This window comes from Pseudoalteromonas sp. TAP-3C, from assembly GCF_059888565.1.
The window spans coordinates 1352572-1368374 of the sequence record NZ_CM187618.1; the positions used below are offsets into that span (position 1 = coordinate 1352572).

The following is a 15803-nucleotide window of genomic DNA, read 5'->3' on the forward strand; positions in this document are numbered from 1 at the left end:
TACTAAAATATAAAAAGGGCACTTAATATGCCCTTTTTGTTGTTTCAAAGTAGTTTAAAAACAGTTTAAAATTAAAGCCTTGTAGCCGCTTTCATATCGCTGACAAATGCTTTTAATTGTGAGTTCATCGCCTGAAAATCATCTAAATTTGCTTCAATGATTTTTACCACCGCAGAGCCTGAAATAGCGCCTGCTGCCCCCGCTTTAAGCGCCGCTTTTACATCGTCAGGTGTTGATATACCAAAGCCTAATAATGCAGGTGCACTGTGATATTCTTGTAGGCGTGTTACGACATGCGTTGCTGGCATTTGTGCTTTAGTGTCGGCACCCGTTACTCCTGCACGAGAAAGTAAATAAGTGTAACCACGACCATATGATGCACATTCGCGCAGGGTATCGTCACTGGCATTGGGTGTTGCAATAAAAATAGGGTCGATGTCGCTAGCAATTGCTGCCTTTCTAAACATTTTAGACTCATGTAATGGCACATCAGCGACCAAAATAGAGTCAACACCCACCGCTTTTGCATCTTTGTAGAATGTGTCTAGGCCACGTTTAAATATTAAGTTTGAATACAATAACAAACCAATTGGAATGTCGGCGTTGTACTGACGAATTTCCTTAATAATATCAAAGCAGTCTTGGGTATTAATATGCACGTTTAAGGCACGAATATTGGCTTTTTGAATCACAGGGCCATCGGCAATCGGATCGGAAAACGGAATACCTAGCTCTAAGGCATCAGCACCGCCATCAATTAAGTTTTTAATAATTTCAATGCTGTGTGCTTTACCCGGATCGCCCATAGTTACAAATGGCACAAAGGCGCCTTGGTTTTGCTCTTTTAATGCGGCAAACATTTGTCCGTAGCGGTTAGTTTTTACTTGGCTCATAGCTCACCTTCCTCTGATAATACCTTGTGTACATGCGCTAAATCTTTGTCGCCACGGCCACTTAAATTAATCACAATAATGCTTTCTTCTGTTTGTTGCTCTGCGTATTTAAGTGCATAAGCCAGCGCATGGCTTGGCTCTAATGCAGGAATAATTCCTTCATGTTTTGCAAGTGCTTGAAACGCATCGAGTGCTTCTTTATCTGTAATACCGACATATTGTGCACGTCCTGTTTCGTGTAAAAATGCGTGCTGAGGCCCCACTGCGGGGTAATCTAGTCCCGCCGATACTGAATAAGATTCTTCAATTTGGCCGTCGTCATTTTGCATAATATAAGTATATGTGCCATGCAAAATACCTTTGCTACCTTTACAAATAGTAGCGCCGTGCTCATGAGTATCAAGGCCTTTACCCGCAGGCTCTACACCAATAAGTTTTACGCTTGGCTCATCAATAAAATCAGTAAACATACCAATAGCATTTGAACCGCCACCCACACACGCAATTACCGCGTCAGGTAAACGGCCTTCAGCTTTTAGTAATTGCTGTTTAGCTTCTTCACCAATAATTTTTTGATACTCACGAACAACTGTTGGGAACGGGTGAGGCCCCGCGGCTGTTCCTAAAAGATAATGTGCTTCTTGATAGTTTGCTGACCAGTCGCGCATTGCTTCATTAACTGCATCTTTTAATGTACCAGAGCCTGCTGTTACTGGAATAACTTCTGCGCCCATAAGTTTCATTCTAAATACATTAGGTTGTTGGCGTTCTACATCTTTTGCACCCATATAAACACGGCATTTTAAACCCAGTAACGCACAAGCAAGCGCGGTTGCCACACCATGTTGGCCTGCTCCGGTTTCTGCAATTACTTCTTTTTTACCCATGCGTTTGGTGAGCAGTGCTTGGCCTAATACTTGGTTGGTTTTATGTGCACCACCGTGAAGTAAATCTTCACGTTTTAAGTACAGTTTTACTTTTGGATTTTTAACTAAATTACGCGTTAAAGTGAGCGGTGTAGGGCGACCTGCATACTCGTTAAGTAATTTACTGAGCTCTGCTTGAAACTCAGGATCTTTTTGCGCTCTATTAAATTCGTCTTCTAACTGCTTTAGCGCAGGTACGAGTAACTCGGGGACAAACATACCGCCGAACTCGCCAAAATAAGCTGGATTTTGCATTTTAACCTCAATAGTTTCTGATGCTTGAAAAAGCATGATGTAATTTTTTTGCGCATTTTTTACCAAGAGACTCTTCAACACCTGAGTTTAAATCAAGTCCTAAAGCGCCTTGGAAAAGTGCATCGCTAATATTGTCTGGGTTTAAGCCGCCAGCAAGCATAAAGGGGGTTGTGGCATCACGTAGTACCGACCAATCAAATGTTTTACCTGTACCGCCCGCTTGCGAATCACTGTGGGTGTCGTATAAATGGCGGTCGGCGCCTACAACAGGTTGTGGTAATACATCTTTTATTGCCTGTGCTTTCCAAATTTCGCAATGAGTGGGTAATTCCTTACGCAGTGATGCAATATAGTGTTCATCTTCTTGGCCATGTAATTGAACAGCCGATAGTTTTAACTGCTTGGCATGCTCTGCAACTTCAGAAATGGTGGCATTAACAAATACACCTACAAACTTTAAAGGCGCACTTTGGCTGATTTCTTTGGCGCAATCTACATCGACAAAACGGGGCGATTTAGGATAAAAAATGAGCCCGCCATACACAGCGCCATTGTTATAGGCTGCCACCGCATCTTGATTACGGGTTAAGCCACAAACTTTGTTTTCGCCTAAAATAACGCGGCGACACGCTTGTAATAAATCAGCCTCGGCCATTAATGAGCTGCCAATTAAGAAACCATTACATAAAGGCGCTAAACGCTTTACATCTTGATGGGTGTAAATCCCTGATTCAGAAATCACCACTTTATCGTTAGGAATAAGCGTGCGTAGTCGCTCGGTTGTGGCTAAGTCGGTACTTAAATCGCGCAAGTCACGATTATTAATACCAATTATTTGCGCATTGAGTGCCAGCGCACGATGTACTTCTTCTTCATTACTTACCTCGGTTAATACCGACATATTTAATGAGTCGGCTGTTGCATGAAGGGCTTTATACTGCTCATCGTTAAGCACTGATAGCATCAGTAAAATAGCGTCACCCCCATAAATACGTGCCATATAGATTTGGTATTCATCAATAAAAAAGTCTTTGCAAATAAGTGGCTGCTCTACTTGGCTGCGCACAAATGCAAGGTAATCAAAGCTGCCTTGAAAGTACTTTTCGTCAGTTAAAACACTCATGCAGCTGGCAAACTGTTTATAAGCTTGCGTGATCTCTGTTAAATCAAATGGCTGACGAATTAACCCTTTAGACGGCGATGCCTTTTTGCACTCTAAAATAAACTGCGTGCCAGGTGCCGCTAACGCTTGGTAAAAGCTACGCTCAGTGGGTTTTGCTTGATGCTTAAAGCTTTCAAGCGGGCGTAATGCTTTACGTTCAATAAGCTCTATTTTTTTATCAGCAATAATTTTGTCTAATACATTAGCCATGACTTACCTCAATAATTGCATTTAGTGTGTCCATGGCCTTGCCTGAACGTAATAAAGAGTGTGTTATTTGCGCACCTTGTTTTAACGATTGTGCTTGGCCAGTTAAATACAGCAATGCAGCAACATTAACACTAATAGCGGCGTTATGCGCCTCGCTGCCTTTGCCTTGTAAAATGGCCAGGCTGGCGTTTGCATTGTATTGTGGGCCTTCACCGGCTAATTGTTCAAGTGAATAGTTTGCAAGGTCAAAATCACTCGGGGTGAGCGTGTATTGGGTGATTTTGCCGTTATTAAGTTCCGCAACCTGTGTTGGACCATGCAAGGCAATTTCGTCGGTACCAGAGCCATGAACTATCATAGCGCGTTTAGTGCCTAAAGTATGAAGCGTTTGCGCCACAGGTAGGCACAAGGCTTCGTCGTACACGCCGAGTAATTGAACTTCTGGAGCGGCTGGATTAGCCAGTGGCCCAAGAATATTAAAAATAGTGCGGGTTTTTAATGTAGTACGCACCTTCATCGCATGGCGCACACCGCTGTGGTAGTGCGGTGCAAATAAAAAGGTAAAATGTGTGCGCTCTAAACAGCGGGCAGCGATCTCTGGGGTCATATCAATATTTATCCCCAATGCTTTAAGTAAGTCGGCAGAGCCTGAATTACTCGATACACTGCGATTACCATGTTTTACCATATTAATACCAGCGGCTGCTGCTACGATAGCCGCTGTGGTGCTAATGTTTATGGTGTTAGAACCATCACCACCGGTACCACAGCTATCGGCAAGTTGCGTTTCATTAGCTGTAAAAGCAACGGCATTTTCACGCATTGAAGCAGCAGCACCGGCAATTTCATCACTTACTTCACCTTTCATTTTAAGGCTTATTAGCAAGGCAGAGAGTTCAATATCACTCATAGTCCCTTGCATTATTTGGTCAAACAGTGTTTTTGCTTGTTCATAGCTTAATGATTGCTTAGCAATAATGTGCTCAATAGCCTGTTGAACATTAAGCGGGTTTTGTAATTGTGTCGTCATAATGTTCGCCTTATTCTGCACGGGTTAAATAGGCTACGCTTTGCTGTAACAGCATGGCGCCATTGGGCGTTAAAATTGATTCTGGGTGAAATTGATACCCCAGCACCTTGTCTTGATGATGATATATAGCCATTGGAATATCTTGATACTTTGCAATAACCGCTAAGTTATCAGGTACTTTTGTGGCCATTAATGAGTGATAACGTGCCACGGGAATAGTGCGGCCCATCCCACTGAATACGGGGTGCTCGTCTAACGTTATAATTGATGACTTACCATGTACGGTTTCACCAGCATGACCGATTACTCCGCCGTAACTTTGTGTCAGTGCTTGTTGGCCTAAACAAATGCCCAATATCGGAAATTTACCTTTGCATAAACTAATTAACTCCATTAGGCAGCCTGCATCACTGGGCGCTCCGGGACCTGGCGATAAAACCAGTAATACCTGCTTGTGCTCTGCCTGCATTTTGTTGAATATGACTTCAGCGCTAATGTTATTTCTGTAAACGACTAACTCAGCACCTAGCATTGTAAGCTCATCGACCAGGTTATAACTAAATGAGTCAAAATTATCTAAAAAGTAAATTTTAATCGGGTGTACTTCGCTCATTTTTATACAGCCTTATACGTTGATTTAATGGCGGTGATCACCGCTTGGGCTTTAGCACGTGTTTCGTTTGCTTCTGAGAGTGGATCGGAGTCAAACACAACTCCAGCTCCGGCTTGCACATAAGCTACATTATTTTTTACAAACGCTGCACGAATAACGATACAGCTATCCATGGCCCCATCACCGGTTAAATAACCAACTGCGCCACCATAGCTACCGCGACGTTTTCCTTCCGTTTTGCGTACCAGCTCTGCCGCCCGTACCTTAGGCGCACCCACTAAGGTGCCCATGTTCATACAGGCTTGATAAGCATGCAGGGCATCTAGTTCGGGTTTTAATTTACCCACCACGCGCGACACTAAGTGCATGACTTGTGAATAGCGGTCTACTTTTAATAGCTCTTTGGCATGGCGGGTACCGGGTACGCTAATTCGGGCCACATCATTACGTGCTAAATCAACTAGCATTAAGTGCTCAGCACGTTCTTTTTGATCGTTTCTAAGTTCAAGCTCAATACGGCTATCTAAATCAGGATTAATTTGTCCATTTGCAAACTTGCCGCGGGGGCGAGTCCCCGCAATCGGATAAACTTCAACTTGTTGAGACTGAACATCATACTTAAGCGCAGACTCAGGGGATGCGCCAAATAATGAAAAGTCTTCATCGCGCATGTAAAACATGTACGGGCTAGGATTTTGTTTTTTAAGTTGGCTGTAGGCATGTAAAGAGTCAGGACAGGGTAATGAGAAGGTACGAGAGGGCACCACCTGAAAAATATCGCCATCAACTATGTGTTGCTTAAGCTTAATTACTTGCTGGCAGTATTGCTCATCACTAATATCAACACTCACCGGGCAGTCGCCAGTTTGGTTTGGTGCGCTAAAGTCAGCAGCTTTATCGCATAATATATTGAGACGCTCTAATTGTTTGCCAACTTCAAAGCAGTTGGCGTGAACGTCTGGTCCATTAAATACGTTACCAATTAACTCCGTTGTTTGTTTTTGATGATCAATAACAACCAGTGTTTCTGCTAAATAAAAAACATAGTCGGGACAGGTGTTTTCACCATCGGGCACGTCTGTTAACTGCTCAAAATTAGCCACCATGTCATAGGCAAATACGCCGCCTAAAAACACCGAAAATGGATTGTTGGTGGTGCTTTTAATACTATTTAAACAGGTGCGTAATGCACTAAAGGCGTTATCTGCAATAAGTTTACTGGCTTGATCAATTGTATCATCAGCTGGGTGATACTCCAGTGTGAGTGTAGTATCGGTTAACTGGGATGCGCAGTTTTTTACATTAGCTTGTAAGTAGTTAAGTAATTGCTGACCGTTATTTGAGTGTGCGGTTACGCTCACTTGGTTGCCTTGGCACACAATACGCAGTGCACAATCGACGAGTATTAAGCTTTTTACGCTATCTTTTGAATCTATTTCAGCAGATTCAAGTAATAGTGAGTTAGGTTTATCAAGTGCGGCATATAAAGCAAGCGGACTACTTATATAGTCTCGCGCTTGCGTTATGCTAGTCACTTCACCCGGTGTTGTTGTTATATGACTAAAAATCAAACCTCATCCCCTAAAAAAATAAAACCCCGCAATGCTAAGCAGTGCGGGGTGTGAATAACGATGTCTAAATTATAGATAGACCATTACCGTCCCGCTATGCCAGGCGCCACCACCAATGATGTGTAAGCGTATTTACGTTATTCATGTTTTTAATTCCTGTTTATAAATTTTGTATTGTAAAATTTAGCGATAAAAAAACCCGCATGATAGCGGGTTAGAATTTTTTGTTTAGACACGACAATTCATCACCCTTGATTTTAAGAGTGCCACCACCAAATGATGTTTTGAATTGAATTTTTCATTGTTGTTTATTCTTTAATGTCTAAAAGTGGTTATAGTAAAACGTATCAGCTGCTTTTATGTCAAGTGTTTATTTAAAACAATTTAATTAAAAAACTTGTTATACTGTGTGAAACATCCTCAAACCCTAAATTAAAGTAGTTTTCATTTGATAAAATACGACTTACATAGCCATACAACGCATTCAGACGGACACTTAACCGTTGAGGAATTATTAGCGCGAGCAGTCGATAAAAAAATTGATGTATTTGCCATTACCGATCACGATACTGTGGCCGCAATTGAACCGGCTCAGGATTTTATCAAACGTGAAAATTTACCACTTAAACTGATCAACGGGGTTGAGGTATCAACCAAATGGGAAAGTTTTGAAATTCATATTGTTGGATTAAATATTGATACCAATAATTGTACTTTGCATACATTACTGACCGAGCAGCAGCAAAAACGCAAAACCCGTGCGATTGAAATAGGCCATCGACTAACTAAAAATGGCTTTGAGGGAATTTACCAACAAGCTCGCGAGCTGGCCGAAAATGCACAAATTACTCGCGCTCACTTTGCCAGAGCATTAATTGAACGGGGTGTAGCGAAAACCTTTCCTGGGGTATTTAAAAAGTACTTAGGACGAGGTAAAACCGGTTATGTACCAAGTAATTGGTGTGATATGCAAACAGCAATTGCGGCGATTCATGCCGCAGGTGGGGTGGCTGTTTTGGCGCACCCAGGTAGTTATAAAATGTCTAATAAATGGTTACGTAGGCTGTTAGTGGAATTTAAATCAGTGGGCGGTGATGCGCTGGAAGTTGCCCAGCCACAACAGGCGCCAAGCGAACGTCAGTTCTTGGGGTTATTAAGCCAAGAGTATGAGCTACTTTGCTCACAAGGCTCTGATTTTCATTTTCCGACTAGCTACCTAGAACTAGGAAAAAATTTATACTTACCTAAAGATTGCCAAGGGGTTTGGCAAACTTGGGAAAAGCACGAAGGAGTTGCATTATGAGTCAATTATTTCATATCCATCCGGATAACCCACAGCCTAGATTAATTTCTCAAGCTGTTGATATTATTAAGCAAGGCGGCGTAGTTGTATACCCTACAGATTCAGGATACGCAATAGGCTGTAACTTAGGTAATAAGCAGGCTAAAGAGCGTATTGAGCGTATCCGTGGTATTGAAAAACACCACAACTTTACTTTAGTGTGCCGCGATTTATCTGAGCTCGCTACTTACGCGCGTGTAGATAACCAAATGTTTAGGCTGATTAAAAATAATACCCCGGGGCCTTACACGTTTATTTTTAAAGGCACAAAAGAAGTGCCTAAGCGGTTATTAAACGACAAGAAAAAAACCATAGGTATACGAGTTATTGAGCACCCAATAGCCTGTGCTTTATTAGCCGAGCTGGGTGAGCCTTTAATGTCATGCTCACTTATTTTACCGGGGGAAGAGTTCACTCAAGCAGACCCGGATGACATTTTAGAGCGCCTTGATAAGCACGTAGATTTGATTATTCATGGCGGGTATTTGCCCGAGCAGGCAACCACAGTGATTGATTTATCAGAAGACGATATTCAAATTTTACGTGTTGGTTGCGGTGATACTACTGCATTTGAATAACAATGAAACAGCCTGAGGCGCTATCATCAACGCCAAAAGCTGATATGCCAGTGCAGCAAAAGCTGCCACTGGCATTTTTGCATGGTAAAGCCGTTGTTGATAAACCTGAAGATTTATATATTCCGCCCGATGCACTTGAAATTATTTTAGAAACCTTTGAGGGTCCTTTAGATCTCTTGCTTTATTTAATTAAAAAGCACAAGTTAGATATTCTTGAGTTATCAATCTTTAGTATTACCGAGCAGTACGTAAAATATGTAGACATGATGAGTGAGTTTCAGCTGGAGCTCGCTGGTGAATACTTAGTAATGGCGGCGCTGTTGGCACACATTAAATCACGTTTATTGTTACCTGTTCATGAAGAATTAGAAGAGGAAGAAGACCCTCGGGCCGAACTTATAAAACGCCTACAAGAGTACGAACAATTTAAAAAAGCGGCTGAAAATATTGATTTTCTCCCTCGCGTAGGCCGCGATATATTTATCGCTCAAGTAAGCATGCCTGAGCTTGCAGAAAAAAATCAACCTCTACCAGAACTGGCCATTAAAGATTTAGTGTTAGCGCTCAGTGATGTAATGGCTCGAGCAAAAATAGTTGAACATCATTTAATTAGCGCAGAAACCCTTTCAACCCGTGAACGCATGAGTTTAATTTTGCAAACCTTATCTCAAGCTAAAGCGCCCGTTGTGTTTAGCCAACTGTTCACCTTTGAAGAGGGACGTAGTGGCGTTGTTGTTAGTTTTATAGCTGTGCTTGAACTAATAAAAGAAGGTTTAATTACTTGCTTGCAAGTTCAAGCAAATAGTCAAATTTACGTTTCTCTTAATGACCGCCGCTAGCGTCATCCTTTCTTAGACTTATTTGCAATTTTACTGCTTTAATATTTATTAATGTGCATATACGCACGATAACTGTTTGCAAATGCTATTTTAATCGTCACTTAATCACTATATTGTAGTGGTATTATTAAATATGAGATTGGCAATAGGAATGTTTAAAAACTCAAAAACGGGCTATGGTTTGATGGCCATATTTTTACACTGGCTAATGGCACTCACCGTGTTTGGTTTGTTTGGCTTAGGCTTATACATGGTTGAGCTTACTTACTATGATAGCTGGTATAAAGGCTCATTAGACTTACATAAAAGCATTGGTCTTAGCCTAGCTGCGGTTTTTATTCTTAGGCTGTTATGGCGATATTTTAGTATTAAGCCGAGTCCGATTGGCAGTAATAAGCAATTAAACCAATTAGCTCAAACGGCACATATTTTAATGTATTTGTTTTTAGCAATCATTATGGTTTCTGGGTATTTAATATCCACAGCAGACGGGCGACCCATAGAAGTATTTGGCTTGTTTTATGTAAAAGCTATCGACTTTACATTTGATGCACAGGCAGATATTGCAGGGCAGATCCATTTCTACTGTGCATGTTTACTGATAGGATTTGTAGTACTGCATATTTTAGGCGCGTTAAAACATCACTTTATCGATAAAGATAAAACATTAATTAGAATGATTAAATTACAAAAGGATGATTAAGATGAAAAAACTATTACTAACTTGCGCGTTATCAGCTGCAACGTTCATGGGCGCTACCAATGCCAGTGCTGCCGATTATGTCATTGACACCCAAGGTGCGCATGCTTTTGTTAACTTTAAAATTAAACATTTGGGTTACAGCTGGTTGCATGGACGCTTTAATACCTTTGATGGTCAGTTCAGTTACGATGCTAACAATCCGAATGCATCTCAAATTAACGTCAATATCGATACGGCAAGTATAGATTCTAATCATGCTGAACGTGATAAACACTTACGCGGTAATGACTTTCTAAACGTAAGTAAATACCCTCAAGCAAGTTTTAAAAGTACAGCGATTAAATTTGACGATAACGGTGAAGAAGCCACAGTAACCGGTGACTTTACTCTACACGGTGTCACTAAGACGATTACCTTCGAAATTGATAAAATGGGTGAAGGGCAAGATCCATGGGGTGGTTACCGTGTTGGTTTTGAAGGTGAAACCAGCTTAAAATTGGCTGACTATGGTATTGATTATGATTTAGGTCCAGCATCAACTCATGTCGATATCGGTTTATTTATCGAAGGTATTCGTAAATAAGGCGGTTTTATAAAAAGCTAGGCGAGTGTTAACTCGCTCAGCTTTTTATCGTAAATGTGCTTCTAGTTGTGGTTTTAAATGCGCCGGAAGCCATTGTATTAGTATTTTTTTGTACTCTTTCGTTTGTTTGATCAGTTCTAGTTTTTGATTTAATTCGGCAATATTTTTCTCGCCTTGCTCGCTTTTAGTGCATCCATCCTATAAATCCGTAACTTATTTTTGGTGTTTCCTTTAGTATCCGTTGCGTTAAGTTATCCTGAAACCCCATTGTTTTCGCCAAGTAGTAATGCTCACTCGGGTAGCCTAACAAAATATCGATTCGTTTTATGTTGAGCATGTATGTCAATGTACTAAGGGTATCGCGAGTAGGTCTAATTACTAGATTTATATCCTCAGTGGTATTAATTATCTTATCTATTTCACTACCGTATGATCGATTCATCGAGACACCCAAGGTCAAACGTTTATTAATTAGTAAATCTGTTAATGACACGGCTTTAGCGTTTTCGATTTCAAGCGCATTACTTAGCTCCTTGTGCATAGCGATGGATGGAGATAGCCCAGCGGTAGAGCTTTGTTGAGTAAAATAAATACGCTCTTCACGATATTTGTTTTTATAAAGTGATAATGCACACGCGTTCGATTGCTGATTTGTGAGTTCTTGAACAACTTTACCTGAAGGAATAATCATTCTTTCAAAGGTAATATGGGGTAGCTGCTGTTCTAAAAGTGATATGATGCGTTCATCACGTCCCTGAAGCTTATCAGGTCCGCTTAAAATGTAGTAGGGGGCAAAGTCGTGTGTTAACCATTTTATTGTTCTGGCATGACACTGAGCGCTAATGAATAAAAAAAGTAGAAATATTAACCATGAAAACCGCATTACAGTCACAACGAATGAATAAATACTGGCTTAATTGTAGTCAAAGGTATAATAAAAAGTAAAATGCCAGCAAAAGCTGGCATTTGATAATTTGTATAAGTTATTAACTTAAAAGGTGGTTAACTCGCTTTTAACCACTTTACAAATTGACGTGCATCGCTTGCTTTTTGAAACAATGCATTTTTTAAACCTTGCGTATCACTGAAGATAACACGGTGTTTATTAACCGAAATTGATTGCACTGGATGTGCTATTTGGATCATAGATCCGTTGTATTGGTATGACATAATAAAACTCACTTTATTTTTGTTATTTATTCTGGGCTTTCGAAAAGCTCATTCTCAGATATAAATAATTAACTTGTGTTTAGCTTCATTACAGTGTTGACGATCTTTATGACACTTTTACGATGATATTAAAAAAATATATCATCAAGGTATTAATAGGGGTTCTCGCCGTACAATAACTTAGCTTTAAAATATACGTTTTGCGGGGCTTACTGGATCAGGGTAAAAGGGTAACCGCGATGGCTTTTTTAAGCCGATAGTTAATGATACAACAAATATCGTATTGTACAAGTATTACCTAATAAAATATTTTTTGGTTTGGTTAATGGCGTTGGCGTTTTAATTAGGGGGGCTTGACCTTTGTGGATTGAAATTTGTTTAATCTAGGGGCAATTTATCCTCGGCGCGACGTAGGGTTTAAGTAAAAACCGAACAACAAAAAATTTATCGCCCCAGCCAAAATCCTTTGGGTAGTAAATATTTGGCACTTAATACTGCATTATTGCCCATTTATGGGTCATATTTACACCTAATAGGTTCTGCCTTGCTTGAATATAAAATAGATTAATTAAAAATTAATTACAAAAGATCAGCATGTCCTATTTAGCTTATTATTTTCTTCAATACTCATCTAGGCATTTTTTTATAAACTTAACTACACTTATATTTTTAAAACGAAGATAAGTATTATGAAATCAATAAATAACCCCTATCAACATTATTTATCTAATCCAATTGCAAAGCCACCTTGTAGAATGACGAATGCTAATATGTATGGCTTTTTTGCTGATTTAGACTCAGTAAAGACACAAGATTTTATTGATTCTACATTGAATATAGCGGCTAGAGCCGGAGTTAGTTTTAAACTCCTCGGAGAGTTTGCACTAATTACCTTTACTGATATCGCAAAAATCGCATCGCTAGCTATCCCTTTTAATAAACAAGGTTGGATGCAAGAAACTGATATTATTATTTGGCTTCCTATCGCAAAAGTTGAAAAGCAGAGCATAACTTATGTTTATTGGTATCCTGCTTTTATTAGTGTAAATAATATATACGCTCTTATAAATGGCCGTGAAACTTGGGGTTATAATAAATACCTATGTGATTACGTTATGCCAAAAACAGTTTCTGAATTATCGTCTTTTTCAGTTTCATTAGAATGTTTTAAACATTTTTCACCAAGTTCAAAGTTACAAGTACATGAGCTGTTTTCAATAACACCCAATTCAAATAACGATAACAATAGCTTTTTAGCTAAGATTGAAGATTTTGGAGATCATGTAGCGCATCTGTTCTCTAGTAAAAAATTAGGAATCGATGCATCGCTATTAAAGCAGCTGCTAAACGGCTTCATTAACCCGCAAATGGATCAAATTATATTTAAGCAATTTCCAAATGGAGACGGAGCCAGTGCTGTATTTCAAGCGGTTGTTCACTCTCCCTCAAAAATAAAAAAAATACATACATTTAGACTGCTAAGACCTGATTTTACTTTACACGTAAATAAACTTGATAGCTTTCCACTTGCAGATATGTTTGGTTTAAAAATAGGTAGCCAGCCACTTCATCTACCTTTTTATATCCAAATGGATTTTGATCAGCTAGCAGCTATTAATATTTAAGCACATCAAAAAGGATTGACTATGAATCAAGAAAAGATAGTTATCGTTGGTGGCGGCGTGTCAGCAATGACAGCTGCATTATACCTTACAGAGCAAAGTGATTGGCAAAAGCACCGAAGTATTACGATATATCAGCAGGGTTGGCGTTTAGGGGGTAAGGGTGCAAGTGGTCGAAATGCTCTCATGGGACAGCGTATTGAAGAGCATGGCCTGCATGTTTGGTTTGGTGCTTATGTCAATAGTTTTAAGATGATTCAAAGCGTATACAACACGCTTAAAAGACCAAAAAGTTGTGCATTGCCAACGTGGCAACAAGCTCTAAAGCCTCATAGTTTTGTTGCATTAGAGGAGAACATTAATGGGCAATGGCAAACATGGCCAATCGATTTCCCACTTTTACCTGGTAATCCTGCCCAAGGTAGTTTAGATATTACAGCCTGGGACTTCATTAAAATGACGATTGCTTGGTTAAAAAAATGGATACCAGAGCTACAAGTTGCCGCAGAAAATGCAAATAAAAACACACAACTGAGCACAAAAAAACTACGCGACCAATCTCTTTTGCGCCATTTACAGCAACAAATAACGCATTTAGTCGATGAAACTGATGGTGCTTGGCAGCGTTTCACTGATGATATAGAGCAAAGGGCAAGTAAGATTATCTCTGAACCACGTATATTGATAGATAAACTGAGTCATTTCGTTCATTCACCACACACTGTAAACCCCTTAGGCAAAGAAAAAAAAGATGGATTGGTAATTTGGTATGTAGTGAGAAAACTCAAACGATGGCTTAATGCAGAGCTAATCCAATTAATGGATGAAAATGATGAGCTTAGGAGATTATTTATTTGTGCAGACTTGGCTATTGCAATGTTGATAGGGTTGGTCAGGGATAAAGTGTATGAAAAGGGATTTGGTATAATAAATAAATATGATTTTAGACAGTGGCTCATAAGAAATGGTGCAAACGAGCACTACAGTGCCAATTCAGCGCCAGTCCGTGGTTTTTACGATTTAGTATTTGCATATCCTAAAGGCAATTTTAGTAAACCAAACGTTGAAGCGGGAGTGGCTGCGCTTGCGATGTTACGTATTGTTTTGTGTTATCGAGGGGGGGTGATGTGGAAAATGCAGGCAGGGATGGGTGATGTAATTTTTGCACCGCTGTATGAGTTGTTAAAAAACAGGGGCGTTAAATTTGAATACTTTCATCAGTTAAAGAATTTGATTGCAAGCTCAGATAGTAAAGAAGATAACAGCGTAAAAATTATTGAGTTTGAACAACAAATTACATTGAAATCTAATACGGAATATTCTCCATTAGTAAACATTAAAAAGCTACCATGTTGGCCTAGTGAGCCTCTTTATGAACAAATTAATACAGAGCAGGCCAAATTATTGCAGCTGCATCATATTAATTTGGAGTCTTTTTGGTCTGACTGGCCCATGCTATATGAAAATCATTTTAGACGCCCTTTACCAAAGAAAATATTACGGGTGAAAGAAGATTTTGATAGGCTTATTTTAGGTGTTTCAGTTGCGTCATTAGAACACGTATGCCCTGAGCTGCTTAAATTAGATAAAGGCCTTTCGGCGCAAGCATTACAAATTAAAACCGTGGCAACTCAGGCTTGCCAATTGTGGCTCAATAACACGGACCAACAACTGGGATGGGAGTTTATACCGCAAAGTAAAGAAGGGCCAATTCTCAGTGGGTATAAAGAACCCTTTGATACATGGGCTGCTATGGTTAATTTAATTAATAAAGAGCAGTGGCCTAAAGGTAATTCACCGCAGAATATTGCTTATTTTTGTAGTGCGTTTGCGTGCGATGACTATCCGCCGCAAAGTGATTATGCGTTTGTAACTAGATCTAAGTCAAAAGTGAAGGCAAACCTTAAGATAATGTTAGAAAATAATATGCAGAATTTATGGCCATATGCATATAAAAATAATAAGTTTGATTGGTCTATTCTATATGGCTCTGATTTATCGGGTTCGGAACGACTCAATGCTCAATACTGGCGAGTAAACGTTGATCCCAGTGAACGCTATGTTTTGTCAGTAAAAGGATCAAGTCAGTATAGGCTTCCCACTAATGGAACTATCTTTAATAATCTTTACATTACTGGTGACTGGATAAAAACGGGGGTTAATGCAGGTTGTGTTGAAGCAGCGGTTATGGCTGGAATGCAAACTTCTAGAGCAATGATTGGTTATCCTGAAAATATAAGTGGTGAAAATGCGTTTGAACCGGCCAATAATTAAACGTTCCAAATTAAGCTGTTTTAGTTGATTCG

Annotated in this window: 14 protein-coding genes and 1 pseudogene; 7 read left to right on the forward strand and 8 right to left on the reverse strand. The window is 39.7% G+C overall.

Annotation, left to right across the window (positions count from 1 at the left end):
- Window positions 1-71 precede the first annotated feature (71 nt).
- From trpA to AC6H44_RS06450, 6 genes are read right to left on the reverse strand one after another with little or no spacing between them, the layout of a single operon-like run.
- Window positions 72-893, reverse strand: coding sequence for a tryptophan synthase subunit alpha (gene trpA / locus AC6H44_RS06425; RefSeq protein WP_500738055.1), 822 nt, complete (start codon window positions 891-893; stop codon window positions 72-74).
- Window positions 890-2074, reverse strand: a complete 1185-nt coding sequence (gene trpB, locus AC6H44_RS06430; RefSeq protein ID WP_500738056.1) for a tryptophan synthase subunit beta — start codon at window positions 2072-2074, stop codon at window positions 890-892. Before trpB ends, trpA begins: the two co-directional genes overlap by 4 nt.
- Window positions 2075-2081: 7 nt before the next feature.
- Entirely contained in the window at window positions 2082-3446 is a 1365-nt protein-coding gene (gene trpCF, locus AC6H44_RS06435) for a bifunctional indole-3-glycerol-phosphate synthase TrpC/phosphoribosylanthranilate isomerase TrpF (protein WP_500738057.1), read from the reverse strand.
- Entirely contained in the window at window positions 3439-4476 is a 1038-nt protein-coding gene (gene trpD, locus AC6H44_RS06440; protein ID WP_500738058.1) for an anthranilate phosphoribosyltransferase, read from the reverse strand. The genes trpCF and trpD overlap by 8 nt, the downstream gene beginning before the upstream one ends.
- A 10-nt stretch (window positions 4477-4486) precedes the next feature.
- Window positions 4487-5089, reverse strand: a complete 603-nt coding sequence (locus AC6H44_RS06445; protein ID WP_500738059.1) for an aminodeoxychorismate/anthranilate synthase component II — start codon at window positions 5087-5089, stop codon at window positions 4487-4489.
- A gap of 2 nt (window positions 5090-5091) precedes the next feature.
- On the reverse strand, window positions 5092-6660 hold the full coding sequence (locus AC6H44_RS06450; RefSeq protein WP_500738060.1) for an anthranilate synthase component 1: 1569 nt from the start codon (window positions 6658-6660) through the stop codon (window positions 5092-5094).
- Window positions 6661-7108: 448 nt separating this feature from the next.
- Between AC6H44_RS06450 and rnm the strand changes: the two genes are divergently transcribed.
- The 5 genes from rnm (at window position 7109) to AC6H44_RS06475 (ending at window position 10705) form a co-directional block, all read left to right on the forward strand.
- Window positions 7109-7963 (forward strand): RNase RNM, encoded by an 855-nt coding sequence (gene rnm / locus AC6H44_RS06455; RefSeq protein ID WP_500738061.1) that lies wholly within the window; start codon window positions 7109-7111, stop codon window positions 7961-7963.
- Complete coding sequence (locus AC6H44_RS06460; RefSeq protein ID WP_500738062.1) at window positions 7960-8580, forward strand: L-threonylcarbamoyladenylate synthase; 621 nt, start codon at window positions 7960-7962, stop codon at window positions 8578-8580. The genes rnm and AC6H44_RS06460 overlap by 4 nt, the downstream gene beginning before the upstream one ends.
- 2 nt (window positions 8581-8582) lie before the next feature.
- Window positions 8583-9419, forward strand: coding sequence for a segregation and condensation protein A (locus AC6H44_RS06465; protein ID WP_500738063.1), 837 nt, complete (start codon window positions 8583-8585; stop codon window positions 9417-9419).
- A 151-nt stretch (window positions 9420-9570) separates the two neighbouring features.
- Window positions 9571-10122 (forward strand): cytochrome b, encoded by a 552-nt coding sequence (locus tag AC6H44_RS06470; protein ID WP_500738064.1) that lies wholly within the window; start codon window positions 9571-9573, stop codon window positions 10120-10122.
- A 1-nt stretch (window position 10123) separates the two neighbouring features.
- Window positions 10124-10705 (forward strand): YceI family protein, encoded by a 582-nt coding sequence (locus AC6H44_RS06475; protein WP_500738065.1) that lies wholly within the window; start codon window positions 10124-10126, stop codon window positions 10703-10705.
- Window positions 10706-10750: 45 nt separating this feature from the next.
- On the opposite strand, the pseudogene AC6H44_RS06480 reads toward AC6H44_RS06475, so the two are convergent.
- Window positions 10751-11588, reverse strand: a pseudogene (locus AC6H44_RS06480) (transporter substrate-binding domain-containing protein).
- A gap of 119 nt (window positions 11589-11707) precedes the next feature.
- A complete protein-coding gene (locus AC6H44_RS06485) occupies window positions 11708-11851 on the reverse strand; it encodes a hypothetical protein (RefSeq protein WP_008113633.1) in 144 nt (47 codons plus the stop codon).
- Between the two features lie 713 nt (window positions 11852-12564).
- Here AC6H44_RS06485 and AC6H44_RS06490 point away from each other — a divergent pair.
- Together AC6H44_RS06490 and AC6H44_RS06495 are read left to right on the forward strand one after the other, a co-directional pair.
- Window positions 12565-13500 carry an acetoacetate decarboxylase family protein gene (locus AC6H44_RS06490; protein ID WP_500738066.1) on the forward strand — a complete coding sequence of 312 codons (936 nt, stop codon included), beginning with the start codon at window positions 12565-12567 and terminating at the stop codon, window positions 13498-13500.
- A gap of 21 nt (window positions 13501-13521) precedes the next feature.
- Complete coding sequence (locus tag AC6H44_RS06495; RefSeq protein ID WP_500738067.1) at window positions 13522-15771, forward strand: NAD(P)-binding protein; 2250 nt, start codon at window positions 13522-13524, stop codon at window positions 15769-15771.
- Window positions 15772-15803 lie beyond the last annotated feature (32 nt).